13 protein-coding genes and 1 riboswitch are annotated in these 17,099 nt (G+C 63.4%); of the genes, 12 read left to right on the top strand and 1 reads right to left on the bottom strand.

Features of this window, described 5'->3' with window-relative positions:
• The first annotated feature begins 507 nt into the window (after positions 1-507).
• A riboswitch (cobalamin riboswitch) is annotated at positions 508-707 on the top strand.
• A 93-nt stretch (positions 708-800) separates the two neighbouring features.
• Genes cobW through BLR69_RS04130 form a run of 4 tightly spaced genes read left to right on the top strand, consistent with a single transcriptional unit; the run spans position 801 to position 7,281 of the window.
• Positions 801-1,862, top strand: a complete 1,062-nt coding sequence (cobW, locus tag BLR69_RS04115) for a cobalamin biosynthesis protein CobW (RefSeq protein ID WP_071496045.1) — start codon at positions 801-803, stop codon at positions 1,860-1,862.
• Positions 1,863-1,865: 3 nt separating this feature from the next.
• Positions 1,866-5,627, top strand: coding sequence for a cobaltochelatase subunit CobN (gene cobN / locus BLR69_RS04120; protein WP_071496044.1), 3,762 nt, complete (start codon positions 1,866-1,868; stop codon positions 5,625-5,627).
• Positions 5,627-6,625 carry an ATP-binding protein gene (locus BLR69_RS04125; RefSeq protein ID WP_071496043.1) on the top strand — a complete coding sequence of 333 codons (999 nt, stop codon included), beginning with the start codon at positions 5,627-5,629 and terminating at the stop codon, positions 6,623-6,625. The genes cobN and BLR69_RS04125 overlap by 1 nt, the downstream gene beginning before the upstream one ends.
• Complete coding sequence (locus BLR69_RS04130) at positions 6,550-7,281, top strand: vWA domain-containing protein (protein ID WP_172832126.1); 732 nt, start codon at positions 6,550-6,552, stop codon at positions 7,279-7,281. The genes BLR69_RS04125 and BLR69_RS04130 overlap by 76 nt, the downstream gene beginning before the upstream one ends.
• 106 nt (positions 7,282-7,387) lie before the next feature.
• On the opposite strand, the gene BLR69_RS04135 is transcribed toward BLR69_RS04130, so the two are convergent.
• On the bottom strand, positions 7,388-8,335 hold the full coding sequence (locus BLR69_RS04135; protein WP_071496042.1) for a DUF1853 family protein: 948 nt from the start codon (positions 8,333-8,335) through the stop codon (positions 7,388-7,390).
• 145 nt (positions 8,336-8,480) lie between these two features.
• Between BLR69_RS04135 and BLR69_RS04140 the strand changes: the two genes are divergently transcribed.
• Genes BLR69_RS04140 through pepN form a run of 8 tightly spaced genes read left to right on the top strand, consistent with a single transcriptional unit; the run spans position 8,481 to position 16,948 of the window.
• On the top strand, positions 8,481-9,371 hold the full coding sequence (locus BLR69_RS04140; RefSeq protein ID WP_038845279.1) for an NAD(+) kinase: 891 nt from the start codon (positions 8,481-8,483) through the stop codon (positions 9,369-9,371).
• On the top strand, positions 9,368-10,342 hold the full coding sequence (locus BLR69_RS04145) for a metallophosphoesterase (protein ID WP_166794339.1): 975 nt from the start codon (positions 9,368-9,370) through the stop codon (positions 10,340-10,342). Before BLR69_RS04140 ends, BLR69_RS04145 begins: the two co-directional genes overlap by 4 nt.
• 38 nt (positions 10,343-10,380) lie before the next feature.
• Positions 10,381-11,730, top strand: a complete 1,350-nt coding sequence (locus BLR69_RS04150) for an ATP-binding protein (protein WP_071496040.1) — start codon at positions 10,381-10,383, stop codon at positions 11,728-11,730.
• Entirely contained in the window at positions 11,730-12,215 is a 486-nt protein-coding gene (locus tag BLR69_RS04155) for a hypothetical protein (RefSeq protein ID WP_071496039.1), read from the top strand. The genes BLR69_RS04150 and BLR69_RS04155 overlap by 1 nt, the downstream gene beginning before the upstream one ends.
• The gene (locus tag BLR69_RS04160) at positions 12,215-13,138 is read left to right on the top strand and encodes a tetratricopeptide repeat protein (protein WP_071496038.1); all 924 of its coding nucleotides are present in this window, start codon (positions 12,215-12,217) and stop codon (positions 13,136-13,138) included. The genes BLR69_RS04155 and BLR69_RS04160 overlap by 1 nt, the downstream gene beginning before the upstream one ends.
• A 51-nt stretch (positions 13,139-13,189) precedes the next feature.
• Positions 13,190-13,450 (top strand): YeaC family protein, encoded by a 261-nt coding sequence (locus tag BLR69_RS04165; protein ID WP_017528545.1) that lies wholly within the window; start codon positions 13,190-13,192, stop codon positions 13,448-13,450.
• A complete protein-coding gene (locus tag BLR69_RS04170; protein ID WP_071496037.1) occupies positions 13,447-14,277 on the top strand; it encodes a DUF2797 domain-containing protein in 831 nt (276 codons plus the stop codon). The genes BLR69_RS04165 and BLR69_RS04170 overlap by 4 nt, the downstream gene beginning before the upstream one ends.
• Positions 14,278-14,290: 13 nt before the next feature.
• Positions 14,291-16,948, top strand: a complete 2,658-nt coding sequence (gene pepN / locus BLR69_RS04175) for an aminopeptidase N (RefSeq protein ID WP_071496036.1) — start codon at positions 14,291-14,293, stop codon at positions 16,946-16,948.
• The last annotated feature ends 151 nt before the right edge of the window (positions 16,949-17,099 follow it).

Below are 17,099 nucleotides of genomic sequence, written 5' to 3' on the forward strand. Positions count from 1 at the left end.
GGGGCTTGCCCCCGATGGCAGTGGGTCAGTCACTGATGAGTTGGCTGACATACCGCCATCGGGGGCAAGCCCCCTCCCACAGTTTGATCTTCATGTATCAGTTGAAGGGTGGTTTGCTCTGGCTCTGGCTCTGGCTCTGGCTCTGGCTCTGGCTCTGGCTTTAGATCTGTTTTTGATTTTGATCTTAGGCGCCCCGTCAAACACGCTGGCCGGAATTCGGCAGGGATTTGGGGGGTAAACCGGCAGGGATGCCGGTTTAGCCGCCCCGCGCCATGGATGGCGCGTGGCGGCGGCCCCCCAAATCCCTGTCGGATTACGGGCACACCGAGCCTAGGCGAGGTGCCGAGTGTTGGGGCAAGAGCCCTTTTGGTTACTTTTGGGGCTCTTTTCCAAAAGTGACCCGCCGTAAGGGCGGAACCAATATCAGCCGTTACCGCAGCAACGGATATGTACACAAGCCAACCCAACCCAACCCAACCCCATCATTGACCATCCCCCAAGCACTGCGTAGCCTTGCACCCTCGAGGTTCTTCGGCCCAGGCCGAAGCTAAGAAGGGAACGCGGTCCAAGCCGCGGCTGCCCCCGCAACTGTAAAGGGTTCAGCTGACTGCCACGCCACTGCCGACAAGGCGGGAAGGCGCAGCCAGCGCCGGTCGCAAGACCGGCAAGCCCCAAGCCAGGAGACCTGCCTCGCAACCGATTTTCTACTTCAACCGGGCGGGGTGATCCGGTGACGAAATCCGCTGCTGCGCGCCGTCGCAGGGCCTATCGTCCCATCTGCCCGCCCCCAAGGGCATCCGATGAAAACACTGGCCAAACTCCCCGTCACCATCGTTACCGGCTTCCTCGGCTCGGGCAAGACCACCTTGCTGCGCCACATGCTCGACAACGCCCAGGGCCGTCGCATCGCGGTGATCGTCAATGAATTCGGCGAGCTGGGCATTGACGGTGAAATCCTCAAGCAGTGCTCCATCGGTTGCACGGAAGAAGAGGCCAACGGCCGCGTCTACGAACTGGCCAACGGCTGCCTGTGCTGCACCGTGCAGGAAGAGTTCTTCCCGGTGATGCGCGAATTGGTCGCCCGTCGCGGCGATCTCGACCATATCCTCATTGAAACTTCCGGCCTGGCATTGCCCAAGCCGTTGGTGCAAGCCTTCCAGTGGCCGGAAATCCGCAGCGCCTGCACCGTTGACGCGGTGATCACCGTGGTCGACAGCCCGGCTGTGGCCGCCGGCACCTTCGCCGCATTCCCGGACCAAGTGGACGCCCAGCGCAAGCTCGACCCCAACCTGGACCACGAATCGCCACTGCACGAGCTGTTCGCCGACCAACTGGCCAGTGCCGACCTGGTGATCCTCAACAAGACCGACCTGATCAGCGCCGAAGACCTGGCCCGCGTGCGCCTGGAAGTCGCCGAAGAGTTGCCGCCGGCGGTGAAGATCGTCGAAGCCAGCAGCGGTCGCTTGCCCCTGGATGTACTGATCGGCCTGGGCGCCGGTTCCGAGGAGCATATCGACGGCCGCCACAGCCACCACGATCATCACCACGAAGGTGAAGACGACCACGACCACGATGCGTTCGACTCGATCTCCATCGACCTGCCGCAAGCCGACGAAGCGCTGCTGCTCGACGCCTTGACGCAGCTGGTGGTGCAACACGGCATCCTGCGCGTCAAAGGTTTCGCCGCCATCCCGAACAAGCCGATGCGCCTGTTGATCCAGGGTGTGGGCACGCGGTTCGACAAGCATTTCGACCGTGCCTGGGGCGCCGACGAAGCGCGCACCACGCGCCTGGTGCTGATCGGCCAGGAACTGGACGCGGCGGGCCTCGAAGCGCAACTGCGCGCCGCCCTCAGCGTCTGACCCATGCACCTGCTCAGGACCCAGCCCGGTGGTTTCGTCTCGGACGACAATATTGCCGACCTTGGCCAAAGCCCCGCTGACCTGGTGATCCTGTGCAGCGGCGATTCCAGCCTGGCACTGCTGGCCGAAGCGGCCCAGCAGTTGCCCGACGACTACCCGAGCTTGCGCCTGGCCAACCCGATGCAGGTGCAGAACCATGCCTCGGTCGACCTGTACGTCGATGAAGTGCTGCGCCACGCCAAGGTCATCCTGATCTCGCTGCATGGTGGCATCGGTTACTGGCGCTACGGCATCGAGCGCCTGGTGGAACTGGCCGAACGTGGTGTGCAACTGATCCTGGTGCCGGGGGATGATCGCCCGGACCCGGAACTCAGCGGGCTGAGCACCGTCGGTGCAGAAGAACGTGATCGGCTGTGGCACTTCCTGCGTCAGGGCGGCCTGGGCAATGCCCTGGATTTCTATCGCTGCCTGGCCAGCGCTTACCTGGGTCGCGACTATGCCTGGGGCGAGCCGCAAACCCTGCCGCGCACGGCGATCTATCATCCGCAGCATGCCAACGCCCGCCTGAACGATTGGCAGACAGACTGGAACGCCGACTGGCCGGTGGCGACGGTGCTGTTCTACCGCTCCCACTTGCAGGCAGCCAACACCGGTTTTATCGATGTGTTCTGCCAGCGCTTGCAGGCGGCGGGGCTCAACCCGTTGCCGATGGCAGTGGCCAGCTTGAAAGAGCCCGGCTGCCTGGCGGTGGTCGAGGACTTGCTGGATGAGGTGGGCGTGGCGGTGATCCTCAACACCACTGGCTTCGCCCAATCCAGCCCCGAAGCGCCGCATTTGCGCCCGTTTCGCCGCAACATCCCGGTGATCCAGGCCATTTGTGCCCAGGATAACCAGCCCGGCTGGGAGGCCAGCGAGCAGGGACTCGGCCCCCGCGACCTGGCGATGCACATTGCGTTGCCGGAGCTGGACGGACGCATCATCAGCCGGCCGATCAGTTTCAAGGACCTGGCCTGGCGCAGCGAGCGCAGCCAATCGGACGTGGTGTGCTACCGCGCCGCGCCCGAACGCATGGATTTTGTCGCCGAGCTGGCGCGGCGTTGGGTCGAGTTGGCGCGGGTGCCGAATGCAGATAAACGCATTGCGCTGATCCTCGCCAACTACCCGACCCGCGACGGTCGCATCGGTAACGGTGTGGGCCTGGATACGCCGGCGGCGGCGCTGAATATCCTGCGCGCCTTGCAAACCGAAGGCTATCCGCTGCCGGACGTATTGCCGGACAGCGGCACGGCGCTGATCCATGATTTGCTCGGCGGCGTCACCAACGACCTGGACAGCCTCGACCTGCGCCCTTGCCATCAAAGCCTGGGCCTGGACGAGTACGAGACGATGTTCCAGCGCCTGCCCGAAGCCAATCGCCAGGCGGTGCTGGAACGCTGGGGCACGCCGCAGAACGATCCGATGTGCCGCGACGGCCGCCTGATGATCGCCGGCCTGCGCCTGGGCCTGACGTTTATCGGCATCCAGCCGGCGCGGGGTTATCAGGTGGACGCCAGCGCGGTGTACCACGACCCGGACCTGGTGCCGCCCCACGCTTACCTGGCGTTCTACTTCTGGCTACGCCACACCTACGGCGCCCACGGCGTGATCCACGTGGGCAAGCACGGCAACCTGGAGTGGCTGCCGGGCAAGGGCGTCGGCCTGTCGGAAAACTGCTGGCCCGACGCGTTGCTGGGGCCGCTGCCGAATATCTACCCGTTTATCGTCAACGACCCGGGCGAGGGCGCCCAGGCCAAGCGGCGCACCCAGGCGGTGATCATCGATCATCTGATGCCGCCGCTGACCCGTGCCGAAACTTACGGCCCGCTGCGTAACCTGGAACTGCTCGCGGACGAGTATTACGAAGCGCAGTTGCTTGATCCACGTCGTGCTTTGGAACTGCAAAAGGACATCCTCAAGCTGGTGCGCGAAACCCGCATCGACCAGGAACTTGAGCTGGAGAGCGACGCCGATGCTGCCGTGTGGCTGCCACGCCTGGACACTTACCTGTGTGACTTGAAAGAGTCGCAGATCCGCGACGGCCTGCATATTTTTGGCGAGTCACCCGAGGGTCGCCTGCGTATCGACACTTTGTTGGCGCTGCTGCGCATCCCGCGTGGCGATGGCCGTGGCCCGCAGTCGAGCTTGCTGCGCGTGTTGGCCAAGGCCTTCGAGCTGGGTTTCGACCCGCTGGACTGCGCCCTGGCCGAACCCTGGACCGGACGCCGGCCGCTGGTGCTGCAAAAGATAGATGGGCAGTTGTGGCGTACCGCCGGCGATACCCGCGAGCGCCTGGAGCTGTACGCCGCACGTTTGATCGAGCAAGCCCTGGAAGGGCCGCTTGAACAGCTGGAGGAACCCGGCTGGGAAGATGTGAAAGCCGTGATTGAAAGCCTGCGTATTGTTGTGGCGCCTCGGCTGGATGCCTGTGGCCCGGCGGAAATGCGCGGATTGCTGGATGCCCTGGGCGGCCGTTTTGTACCTGCTGGCCCCAGTGGTGCGCCGAGTCGCGGGCGTTTGGATGTGCTGCCCACCGGGCGTAACTTTTTCACCGTGGATGTGCGCAACCTGCCCACCACCACGGCCTGGCGCATCGGCTTCCAGTCGGCCAACCTGATTCTGGAGCGGCACCTGCAAGACCATGGCGATCACCTGCGCCAACTCGGCCTGTCGGTATGGGGCACCGCGACCATGCGCACCGGCGGCGATGACATCGCCCAGGCGATGGCGCTGATGGGCGTGCGTCCGGTGTGGGCGACGGGCAGCCAGCGGGTGGATGACTTTGAAATCCTGCCGATCAGCCTGCTCGACCGCCCACGGGTTGATGTGACGTTGCGTGTATCCGGCTTCTTCCGTGATGCCTTTGCCAACCTGATCCGCCTGTTCGATGCGGCGGTGCAGGCGGTGGCTGCGCTGGACGAACCGGACGATCTGAACCCCCTGGCCGCCAAGGCGCGCAGCGAGCGCGAGGCGTTGCTGGCGTATGGCCTGGACGCAGAGGCAGCAGCAAAACAGGCCGGCTGGCGCATCTTCGGTGCCAAGCCCGGCGCGTATGGTGCCGGTGTGCAGGGCGCAATCGACGGGCGCCTGTGGCAAAGCCGCGAAGACCTGGCCGAGGTTTACCTGAACTGGGGCGGCTACGCCTATGGCGGTTCCGACGAAGGCACCGCCGCCCGCGCGCAGTTCGCCCAGCGCCTGAGCCAGGTGCAGGCGGTGTTGCAGAATCAGGACAACCGTGAGCACGACTTGCTCGATTCCAATGACTACTACCAATTCCAGGGCGGCATGCTCGCCGCCGTGGAAACCCTGAGCGGCGACAAGGCCGCCAGCTACCATGGCGACCATAGTCAGCCGGACTTGCCGAAGATCCGCACGTTGAAGGAAGAGCTGAACCGGGTGATCCGTTCCCGTGCGGCCAACCCCAAGTGGATCGAAGGCGTGAAGCGCCATGGCTATAAAGGTGCGTTTGAAATGGCCGCGACGGTGGACAACCTGTTCGCCTTCGACGCCACCACCGCACTGATTGACGATCACCAATACGCACTGTTGGCCGACGCCTACTTGCTCGACCCCGACACCCGGGCATTTGTGCAACAGCACAACCCCGATGCACTGCGCGACATGACCGAGCGCATGCTGGAAGCCCAGCAGCGTGGCCTGTGGCAGGAACCGGGGGCGTACCGCGAGGCGTTGGAAAACCTGTTGCTGGATATAGAAGAAGACAGCTGATGACTGATATTCCCCATTTCCCGCTGTCCGCCGTGGTCGGCGCCGATGACCTCAAGCTCGCGCTGTGCCTGACCGCCATCGACCCGAAGATCGGCGGTGTGCTGATCGAAGGCCCGCGCGGCATGGCCAAGTCCACCCTGGCGCGGGGTTTGGCCGACCTGCTGGCCAGTGGTCAGTTCGTGACCTTACCGTTGGGCGCTACCGAAGAGCGTCTTGTCGGCACGTTGGACCTGGACGCCGCGTTGGGCGAGGGGCGTGCGCAATTTTCACCCGGCGTGTTGGCCAACGCTGACGGCGGCGTTTTGTATGTCGATGAAGTCAACTTGCTGCCCGATCACCTGGTGGACTTGCTGCTGGACGTGGCCGCCAGCGGCACCAACCTGATCGAGCGCGATGGCATTTCCCATCGCCATTCGGCGCGCTTCGTGCTGATCGGCACCATGAACCCGGAGGAGGGCGAGTTGCGTCCGCAGTTGCTCGACCGCTTCGGTTTCAACGTGGCCTTGAGCGGGCAGACCTTGCCGGCCGAACGTGGGCAGATCATCCGGCGTCGTCTGGATTTCGACAGCGACCCTGCGGCGTTCTGTGCGCAGTGGGACGTGCCACAAGCGGCATTGCGCGAGCGTTGCACCCAGGCACGGGCGCAGCTCGACAGCATTGCACTGGATGACCAGGCACTGGCGCAGATCACCGAGCGCTGCTTTGCGGCGGGGGTTGATGGCCTGCGTGCGGACCTTGTCTGGTTGCGCGGTGCCAGGGCCCATGCCGCGTGGCGGGGAGCCAGCGCCATCGCCGAGGAAGATATTCAAGCGGTTGCCGAATTCGCCCTGCGCCATCGCCGTCATGAACAGTCCCCACCGGCCAGCCCACCGAGCGAAGGGCAGTCGCCGAAATCCTCCGACGCCTCGCCCGGTCAAGGCCAATGGGGCGATATGCCCGCACCGGCGCTGCCCACGGGTGCACGCCGGGATGTGCCCACCTGGCCAAAAAAGCCCTAGGCATTCGCCCTCGACCTGACGCGGGGGCGGATGCGCGACCCAAGGCAGGGCGACTAGGCAACGGCAGGCAAGGCAAGGCACGCAGCGCGAGGCAGGGCGCGATCAACTGGCCGGGCACCTTGCTCGGTGGTCGGCCACAAATACGAGAGGACTTGCTGTTTCACCTGCGCAGTCGTGCGGCCCATGAACTGTGGTTGGTGATTGTCGATGCGTCGGCATCCACCCGACGGCATCGAGCGCTCACCGACGCCAAGGGCTTGTTGGCGCAGTTGTTTGACGATGCCTATCGCCAGCGGGCGCGCATGGCGCTGTTGACGGCCAGCGGGCAAGTGCCGAAGTGGCAGGTGCAAGGGTTGAAAGCGGCCAAGGGCTTGGCGGGTTGGCTGGAACAGTTGGGCGCGGGCGGCGGTACGCCATTGCTGGCGGCGCTTGTCGAGGCCGGGAACTGGCTGGCATTGCGGCGCAAGCGCTACCCGGCTGAACAGCAGCGGTTACTGGTGATCACTGACGGGCGACTCAAGGAAGTTAATGGGCTACCGCAGTTGGAGTGCCCGGGCTTGCTGGTCGATATCGAGCGTGGGCCGATCAGGTTGGGTCGCGCGCAGCAGCTGGCGGCAGGGTTGCAGTTGGAGTATCGGCATATCGATCAGCTGTAGTGCCTGGGCAACCGCTATCGGGGCAAGCGCCCTCCCACATTTGGAATGCATTCCCCTGTGGGAGGGGGCTTGCCCCCGATGAGGCCCTGAAGCTCACGACAAAACCTCAGCCAGCCCCGGGCACATTCGGCCAAAGATCCGCCACCAGAAACAAGCGCTCGGCTTCCTCCCAATCCTCCCCCACCTGCACCAGCCGCACCAGCAACTGCGCCGGTGCCATCGGGTCAAGGTCGGCCAACCAGCCGCGCATCTGCTCTTCGCTCCACACCTCATTCGCGGGGTAATGCGCCGGCGCCAGCCAGGCATGCCGTGGCAGGGGCTGCCAACGGCCCGGTTGGCTGCGGCTGACAAACGCTTGCCAATCACGCTGATGCAACCAGCGCCCACGCAAATGCTGCGGATGGGCACCACTGGGGGCCTCGGCTTCGCCGGGCCAGGGGTAGAGCAGGTAGCCCCCCAACCATAAATGCGCATCGAACTGCTGGATATCCAACGCGGCCAGCACTTCACGGCTTTCCTCCCGCGCCGATATCGGCAGCTGATGCTGGGCCAGATGCGCCAGCTTGCGGTCCAGTCGGTCATGACAGCCCGGGCCGAGCCATTGCGCCGTGTCCTGACCATCACCGTCCTGCGGCCCCAGATACAGCTTGATCGCCAGTTCCAGGTGGTGCACGCCATCGCGGTCGCGCAGCAACATGTCCAGCTCGCCGAGGGTATGCCCGGCACGGCGGATCGGCAGGTTGGCGGCCAGCAACTCCACGCCCGGCGCATGCTGCACCGCAAACTGCCACAGGCGTTCGTAATACAGGCCCAGGCGGCGTGTACGTGACAGGCTCAGCCACTGCTGCAAGGTGCTGCTGTTCCGGTCCAGTTCGCTCAGCCAGTGTTCCAGCAGATGCGGCGCCTGCACCCAGTCGCTGCCGGCCAGCGGGTGGCGCTGCGGCCAGGGCGTCTGCGCGAGCATCGGCGGGGCGAGCATCACCCACGCCAGGTCGCGCACCTCGGGGTGGCGCAGCTGGCGGGGCAGGTTGTGCAGATCGGGGAACACAGTCATGGTCCGAGCATAGCCTTTTAACTGCGCTGAAGGTGGCTGAGAACCGTTGTCATCAAGGCTTCACGACGACAAAGGATTTTGCCTGAGACGGCCTTTCGCCCATAATCGTTCTTTTTTGCAACACTCCACATCCCGCAGGAGCCCCATGGAGCAATTTCGCAATATCGGCATTATCGGTCGCCTGGGCAGTACCCAGGTGTTGGACACCGTCCGCCGGCTGAAAAAATTCCTGCTGGACCGCCACCTGCATGTGATCCTCGAAGACACCATCGCTGAAATCCTGCCGGGCCACGGCCTGCAGACCTCGTCGCGCAAGATGCTCGGCGAAGTCTGCGACATGGTCATCGTGGTCGGCGGCGACGGCAGCCTGCTCGGCGCGGCCCGGGCTCTGGCGCGGCATAACGTGCCGGTGCTGGGGATCAACCGGGGCAGCCTGGGGTTCCTCACTGATATCCGCCCGGATGAGCTGGAAGTCGAAGTGGCCAAGGTGCTCGACGGCCATTACCTGGTGGAGAACCGCTTCCTGCTGCAAGCCGAAGTGCGCCGCCACGGCGAAGCCATCGGCCAGGGCGATGCGCTCAATGACGTGGTGCTGCACCCTGGCAAATCCACGCGAATGATCGAGTTCGAGCTGTATATCGACGGCCAGTTCGTGTGCAGCCAGAAGGCCGACGGCCTGATCGTCGCCACGCCTACCGGTTCCACCGCCTACGCGCTGTCGGCGGGTGGCCCGATCATGCATCCCAAGCTGGATGCCATTGTGATCGTGCCGATGTACCCCCATATGTTGTCGAGCCGGCCGATTGTGGTCGACGGCAACAGTGAGCTGAAAATCGTGGTGTCCAAAGACATGCAGATCTACCCGCAGGTGTCGTGTGACGGGCAGAACCATTTCACCTGCGCCCCCGGTGACACCATCACCGTGAGCAAGAAGGCACAGAAGTTGCGGTTGATCCACCCGCTGGACCACAACTACTACGAAGTGTGCCGCACCAAGCTGGGCTGGGGCAGCCGCTTGGGGGGTGGAGGCGACTGATGCTCGATCCCGCGCGTAGCTACGACCTGATTGGTGACGTGCACGGTTGCGCCCATACCCTCGAGCACTTGCTCGACCTGTTGGGCTACCACAAGCAGGGCGGCACCTGGCGCCATCCCACGCGTATGGCGGTGTTCCTCGGCGATATCATCGACCGTGGCCCGCGCATCCGCGAGGCGCTGCATATCGTCCACGATATGAGCGAGGCCGGCCAGGCGCTGTGCATCATGGGCAACCACGAGTTCAACGCCCTGGGCTGGACCACACCGGCACCGCCGGGCAGTGGCAAGCAGTTCGTGCGCGAGCACAACCCACGGCATGCGCGGTTGATCCACGAGACTCTGACCCAATTCGAACACCACCCGGCCGACTGGCACGACTTCCTCGGCTGGTTCTACGACATGCCGCTGTTTGTCGACGCCGGGCGCTTTCGCGTGGTGCATGCGTGCTGGGATGACGGCTTTATCCAGCCGCTGCGCGCCACCTTCCCGGACGGCTGCATTGACCAGCACTTCCTGCAGGCGGCCGCCGTGCCGGGCAGTTTTGCCTGCAACGCGTTCGACCGCCTGCTGCGCGGCACCGATATGCGTTTGCCGGACGGCCTCACGTTGACCGGTGGCGATGGCCTGACGCGCTCGTTCTTCCGCACCAAGTTCTGGGAAGACGACCCCAAGACCTACGGCGACATCGTGTTCCAGCCCGATGCACTGCCCGAGCCGGTGGCGCGTACACCGTTGTCGTCCACCGAAAAGAATTCCCTGCTGCGCTACGGCGTCGACGAACCGCTGTTGTTCGTCGGGCATTACTGGCGCAGCGGCAAACCGGCGCCGATCCGCCCGAACCTGGCCTGCCTGGACTACAGCGCGGTGCTGTACGGCAAGCTGGTGGCGTACCGTCTGGACCAGGAAACCCGCCTCGACCCGCGCAAGTTCGTGTGGGTCGATGTCGAGCGGCCGGAGGTGCTCACATGAGCCCCTGCGCGCTGCACATGCACTCTTGAGGAACCTCCATGGATGATTCGACGTTCGACCAACTGGAGGCTGCCCTGGCGGCGGCTCCCGGTAACGTCGCACTGCTGACCGTATTGCTGGGTGCCAGCCTTGAGCGTGGCGAACACGCGCGTGGGCTGAAGCTGCTGCCCGCCGACCTTGAGCAATGGCCAGAGGCTTCGGCGCTGAAGCTGGCGGCGGCGCAATTGCTGCTGGCCGACGGCCAGGCGCAGAAGGCGTTGTTGTTGATCGAGGGTGAAGACCCGACGGCGCGCCTGCTCAAGGCCCGTGCCCTGGCTGCACTCGAGCGTCTCAAGGAAGCCCAGGTGGAATACCGTGCGGCGGTGGACGCCAACCCGGCGCTGGAAGACATGGCGCTGTGGCGCCGCCTGAATGTGTCGGTGGTGGACTTCCCTGGCGCCGAAGGCCGCCCGCGCCTGCGTGTGATCTCCAATGACGACACCGACAAGAGCGAAGTCGTGCGCCTGCTGGTGCCGGAAAACGAAACCCTGACCTTCGATGATATCGGCGGCCTGGATGAGTTGAAAAAGACCATCCACAAAAAGATCATCCTGCCGTACCAGAAACCGGGCCTGTTCCAGCGTTTTCGCAAGAAGGTCGGCGGCGGTGTGCTGCTGTACGGCCCACCGGGTTGCGGCAAGACCATGCTCGCCCGCGCCACCGCCGGGGAGTGCAAGGCCACCTTCTTTAACGTGGCGATTTCCGATGTGCTGGACATGTACATCGGCGAATCCGAGCGCAAGTTGCACGCGCTGTTCGAGCAGGCGCGGGCCCAGGCGCCGGCGGTGATGTTTTTCGATGAAGTCGAGGCGCTGGGCGGCAAACGTGCGAATACCCGCGAGTCGACCTCGTCCAAGCTGGTGAGCCAGTTCCTCTCCGAGATGGACGGTTTTACCAATGACAACCACGGCGTGCTGATCCTCGCCGCGACCAACGTGCCCTGGTCGGTCGACTCGGCGTTCCGCCGCCCCGGCCGCTTTGACCGCGTGCTGTTTGTACCGCCACCGGATCGCCCGGCGCGTGAGGCGATGCTCAAGGCGATGATGAAAGGCCGCCCGATGGCCGACGACATCGACTTCGCCTTCCTGGCCAAGAACACCTCGGGCTTCTCCGGTGCCGACCTCAGCGAGTTGGTGGAAACCGCCGCCGATGAAGCCATTGAAGCGTCCATCGACAGTGGCGCCGAGCAGTCGATTTGCGACCGGCATTTCAAGCAAGCCTTGAAAGAGGTGCGCGCGACCACCCTGGAATGGCTGACCACGGCACGCAATTACGCGCGGTATGCCAATGAAGGCAACCAGTACGACGAAGTGCTGGCCTTCCTCGACAAGCACGGGAAGGGTCGCTGATGGCGCAGTACGGTGGTTATCGCATCGAAGACGAACCGCGCCCGGGCGCTCTGGCCAAGTGGGCGGTTTCGCCATTCTGGCCGCTGCTCGGCCTGATGCTCGGTGGTGCCTGGCTGGGTTTGCCGTGGTTCGTGTTCAACTCCATTGCCGTCGGCAGCCCGACGCGGGTGCGCGAATGGGTGCTGGCCGGCGTGGCGCTGGTGGGCAGCATCGTCATCGGCTTCGTGTTGCTGCAACTGGTCGGCGCGGGGTATTTGCAGACCCAGGCGCAAATCCAGTACGCCTTGTTGGTGTTGGTGGTGTGGAAACTCACCCTGGGCTACCTGCTGTATATGCAGCAGAACGCGACCATTGAGATTTACCAGTACTACGGCGGCGAGTTGAGCCGCTTTGGTTTTCCCTTGGCGTTGATTGGTGGCTTCGTGCTCAAAGGCATGGTCGTCAAATGGCTGCCGTACACGCTGTGGTACCTGGTGGTGAGCTGATGAATACCGACTATCTGCTGCAACTGGCTTACCAACGCCTACAGGCTGACCACAATGATGGTGCCATCGACGCATTGCGCCAGTTGCTGGCCAGCGACCCGCAGTCGGCCGAGGCGCATGCCTTGCTGGCGATCTGCTTGATGAACATGCGCCGCGTGCATGCTGCCAAGCGCGAGGTGCAGTTGGCGCTTGCCGCCGATGCGCAGTTGCCGCTGTCCCACTACGCCGCCGCGCAGGTGGCGATTGCCCTGCGCAAGTTCAAGCTGGCCCAGGAACATGTTACTCAACTGTTGGACATGGAGCCGCTGAACCCGGCGTACTACCGTTGCCAGGCCGAGTTGTACCAGCTCACCGGTCGCCTGGCGCAAAGCCGTGAACCGTTGGAAAAAGCCTTGCAGCTGGGCCCCGATGATCCCGCCAACCTGGTAGCCATGGCGCAGTTCCACCGCGCCAGCAGCCAGTGGGACCAGGCGTATCAGTTCGCGCGCCAGGCGTTGCAGGCTGATCCGTCGAATGCGGCGGCAGTGGTGGTGCTCGGCCACCTGTTGTTGCGCGAAGGCGATATCAACGGCGCCCGTGACCATGCGATCTGGGCCTTGCAGGAGAACGCCACGAACGTTGCGGCACTGCACCTGCTCACGGCGGTCAAGGCCCGCAGCAATGTGTTCCTCGGCACCTGGTGGCGCTTCAATAGTTGGATGAACGAACGCAGCGCCACCCGCGCCATTATCCTGCTGCTGTGCATGTTTGTGGTCTACCGTGTGGTGGTGATCACGTTGACTGCCCACGGCTATCCGCAAGTGGCCGAGCTGGTCAATTGGCTGTGGCTGGCGTTTGCCGCCTACACCTTCGCGGCGCCGCAGATTTTCCGGCGCCTGCTGGACAAGGAGCTTGTACAGGTCAAGCTCTCCAAGGAATTCTGACGGGCCATGACCCGTCACCCACGTACTCGCTGAACCTCAGAGGCTGTTCACATGTCGTCTTTTGCTGAAATGATCGAAAACATCACCCCGGACATCTACGAGAGCCTCAAGCTCGCCGTGGAAATCGGCAAGTGGTCCGATGGCCGCAAGCTCACCGCCGAGCAGCGCGAGCTGTCGTTGCAGGCGGTGATCGCCTGGGAAATCCAGAACCTGCCGGAAGACCAGCGCACCGGCTACATGGGCCCGCAGGAATGCCAGTCGAAATCGACCACCGTGCCGAACATCCTGTTCAAGTCGGATGCGATCCATTGATTGAAATTGGTCGCGGTGCAGTCAGCAAGATGTCGGCGCAACTCGGTGAGCCGACCGTTCAATACGCGTTTCGCCTAGGCGACGCCGAGGTGCCGGTCAACCCGTTGATCGGCACCCACGTGCGCCTGGAGTACCTCGGTGCCATCCATTGCAGCCATTGCGGCCGCAAGACCAAGACCAGCTTCAGCCAGGGGTATTGCTACCCGTGCATGACCAAGCTGGCCCAGTGTGACCTGTGCATCATGAGCCCCGAGCGTTGCCATTACGACGCCGGCACCTGCCGCGATCCAGGCTGGGGCGAAAAATTCTGCATGACCGACCATGTGGTGTACCTGGCGAACTCGTCGGGGATCAAGGTCGGCATCACCCGCGCCACCCAGCTGCCGACGCGCTGGCTCGACCAGGGCGCTAGCCAGGCGCTGCCGATCATGCGCGTGGCGACCCGCCAGCAGTCCGGTTTTGTCGAAGACCTGTTCCGCAGCCAGGTGGCCGACAAGACCAACTGGCGTGCGCTGGTCAAGGGCGACGCCCAGTCCGTCGACCTCAAGCAGGTGCGTGACGAACTGTTCGCCGCCTGCGCCGACGGCCTGCTGGGTTTGCAGGAACGCTTTGGCCTGCAGGCCATCCAACCGGTGACCGACATCGAACCGCTCGAAATCCGCTACCCGGTGGAGCAGTATCCGGCCAAGATCGTCAGCTTCAACCTGGACAAGAACCCGATTGCCGAAGGCACGCTGCTGGGGATCAAGGGCCAGTACCTGATCTTCGATACCGGCGTTATCAATATTCGTAAGTACACGGCCTACCAGCTCGCCGTGCATCAGTAGAAGGATGCCACCCATGCGCACCGAACAACCGAAGATGATTTACCTCAAGGACTATCAGGCGCCGGACTACCTGATCGAAGAGACCCACCTGACCTTCGAGTTGTTCGAGGACCACAGCCTGGTCCACGCGCAACTGGTGATGCGCCGCAATCCTGAGCGTGGCGCAGGTTTGCCGCCGCTGGTGCTGGACGGCCAGCAGCTTGAGCTGCTGAGCGTAAACCTGGCCGATCAGGCACTGACCGCTGATGACTATCAACTGACCGACAGCCACCTGACGGTGCATCCGAACAGCGCGATGTTTACCCTGGACACCACGGTAAAGATCCATCCGGAAACCAACACTGCGCTGGAAGGCCTGTACAAGTCCGGCAGCATGTTCTGCACCCAGTGCGAGGCCGAAGGCTTTCGCAAGATCACCTATTACCTTGACCGCCCAGATGTGATGAGCACCTTCACCACCACGGTGATCGCCGAGCAACACCGCTACCCGATCCTGCTGTCCAACGGCAACCCGATTGCCAGCGGCCCCGGTGAAGATGGCCGTCATTGGGCAACCTGGGAAGACCCGTTCAAGAAGCCGGCGTACCTGTTTGCCCTGGTGGCCGGTGACCTGTGGTGTGTCGAAGATACCTTCACCACCATGACCGACCGCACCGTGGCGCTGCGCATCTACGTCGAGCCGGAAAACATCGACAAGTGCCAGCACGCCATGACCAGCCTGAAAAAATCCATGCGCTGGGACGAAGAAACCTATGGTCGCGAGTATGACCTCGACATCTTCATGATCGTCGCGGTGAACGACTTCAACATGGGCGCCATGGAAAACAAGGGCCTGAACATCTTCAACTCCAGCGCCGTGCTGGCCCGTGCCGAAACCGCCACCGATGCCGCGCACCAGCGGGTCGAGGCGATTGTTGCCCACGAATACTTCCACAACTGGTCGGGCAACCGCGTGACCTGCCGCGACTGGTTCCAGCTGTCGCTCAAGGAAGGTTTCACCGTTTACCGTGACTCGCAATTCTCCGCCGACATGAACTCGGCCACGGTCAAGCGCATCCAGGACGTGGCGTACCTGCGTACCCACCAGTTCGCCGAAGACGCCGGCCCGATGGCCCACGCGGTGCGTCCGGACAGCTTTATCGAGATCTCCAACTTCTACACCCTGACCGTGTACGAAAAGGGCTCGGAAGTGGTTGGCATGATCCACACCTTGCTCGGCGCCGAAGGTTTCCGCAAAGGCAGCGACCTGTACTTCGAACGCCATGACGGCCAGGCCGTCACCTGCGACGACTTCATCAAGGCCATGGAAGACGCCAACGGCGCCGATTTGACGCAATTCAAACGCTGGTACAGCCAGGCCGGTACGCCGCGTCTTGCGGTGAGCGAGTCCTACGACGCTGCGGCGAAAACCTACACCCTCACCTTCCGCCAGAGCTGCCCGGAAACCCCGGACAAGGTGGAAAAACTGCCGTTCGTGATTCCGGTGGAGCTGGGCTTGCTGGACGGGCAGGGCGCTGGCGTTGCCTTGCGCCTGGCCGGTGAGGCGGCTGCGGGTGGCACGTCGCGGGTGATTTCGGTGACCGAGGCCGAGCAGACGTTTACCTTCGTTGATATCGCCGAACAGCCGTTGCCTTCGCTGCTGCGCGGGTTCTCGGCGCCGGTGAAGCTGAGCTTCCCGTACAGCCGCGACCAGTTGATGTTCCTGATGCAGCATGACAGCGACGGTTTTAACCGTTGGGATGCCGGCCAGCAGTTGTCGGTGCAGGTGCTGCAGGAGCTGATTGAACAGCATCAGCAAGGCCAGGCCTTGAAGATGGATCAACGCTTGATCACTGCGCTGCGCAGCGTGTTGAGCGACGAAAACCTGGACCAGGCGATGGTCGCGGAAATGCTGTCGTTGCCGGGTGAAGCCTACCTGACTGAAATCAGCGACGTGGCGGATGTGGATGCCATCCACGCCGCCCGTGAGTTTGCGCGCAAGCAACTGGCGGACAACCTGCACGAAGCGCTGTGGCTGCGTTACCAGGCCAATCGCGAGCTGTCCAAGCAAACGCCGTACGTGGCGGCCGCCGAGCACTTTGCCCGTCGCGCGTTGCAGAACATCGCGCTGTCCTACCTGATGCTCAGTGGCAAGCCGCAAGTGTTGGCGGCGACGCTGGACCAGTTCGACACCAGCGACAACATGACCGAGCGCCTGACCGCGCTGGCGGTGCTGGTGAATTCACCGTTCGAGGCAGAGAAGGCCAAGGCGCTGGTGGTGTTTGCCGAGAACTTCAAGGACAACCCGTTGGTCATGGACCAGTGGTTCAGCGTGCAGGCTGGCAGCACCCTGCCGGGCGGGCTGGAGCGCGTGAAGGCGTTGATGGAGCATCCGGCGTTCACCATGAAGAACCCGAACAAGGTACGTGCGTTGATTGGCGCCTTTGCCGGGCAGAACCTGATCAACTTCCACGCGGCGGACGGTTCGGGCTATCGCTTCCTGGCGGACCTGGTGATCCAGTTGAATGGCTTCAACCCGCAGATCGCTTCGCGCCAATTGGCGCCGCTGACCCGCTGGCGCAAATACGACAGCGCGCGCCAAGCGCTGATGAAGGCGGAGCTGGAGCGCATTCTGGCGTCCGGTGAGTTGTCGAGTGATGTGTTCGAGGTGGTCAGCAAGAGCTTGGCTTAAGCGTTGATCCAAAGGCCTGTCCACTGGGTGGCAGGCCTTTTTCGGTCCATTTCCTACATCGATACCGAAAACCTTCTTGCGTCTGCTTCTACTCATCCACTGATGTTGAGGAAAGTGCCTACGGTGCACCTCGTTGGCCAATGTCATGATT

Origin of the sequence: Pseudomonas azotoformans (assembly GCF_900103345.1) — a bacterium.
GTDB lineage: Bacteria > Pseudomonadota > Gammaproteobacteria > Pseudomonadales > Pseudomonadaceae > Aquipseudomonas > Aquipseudomonas azotoformans.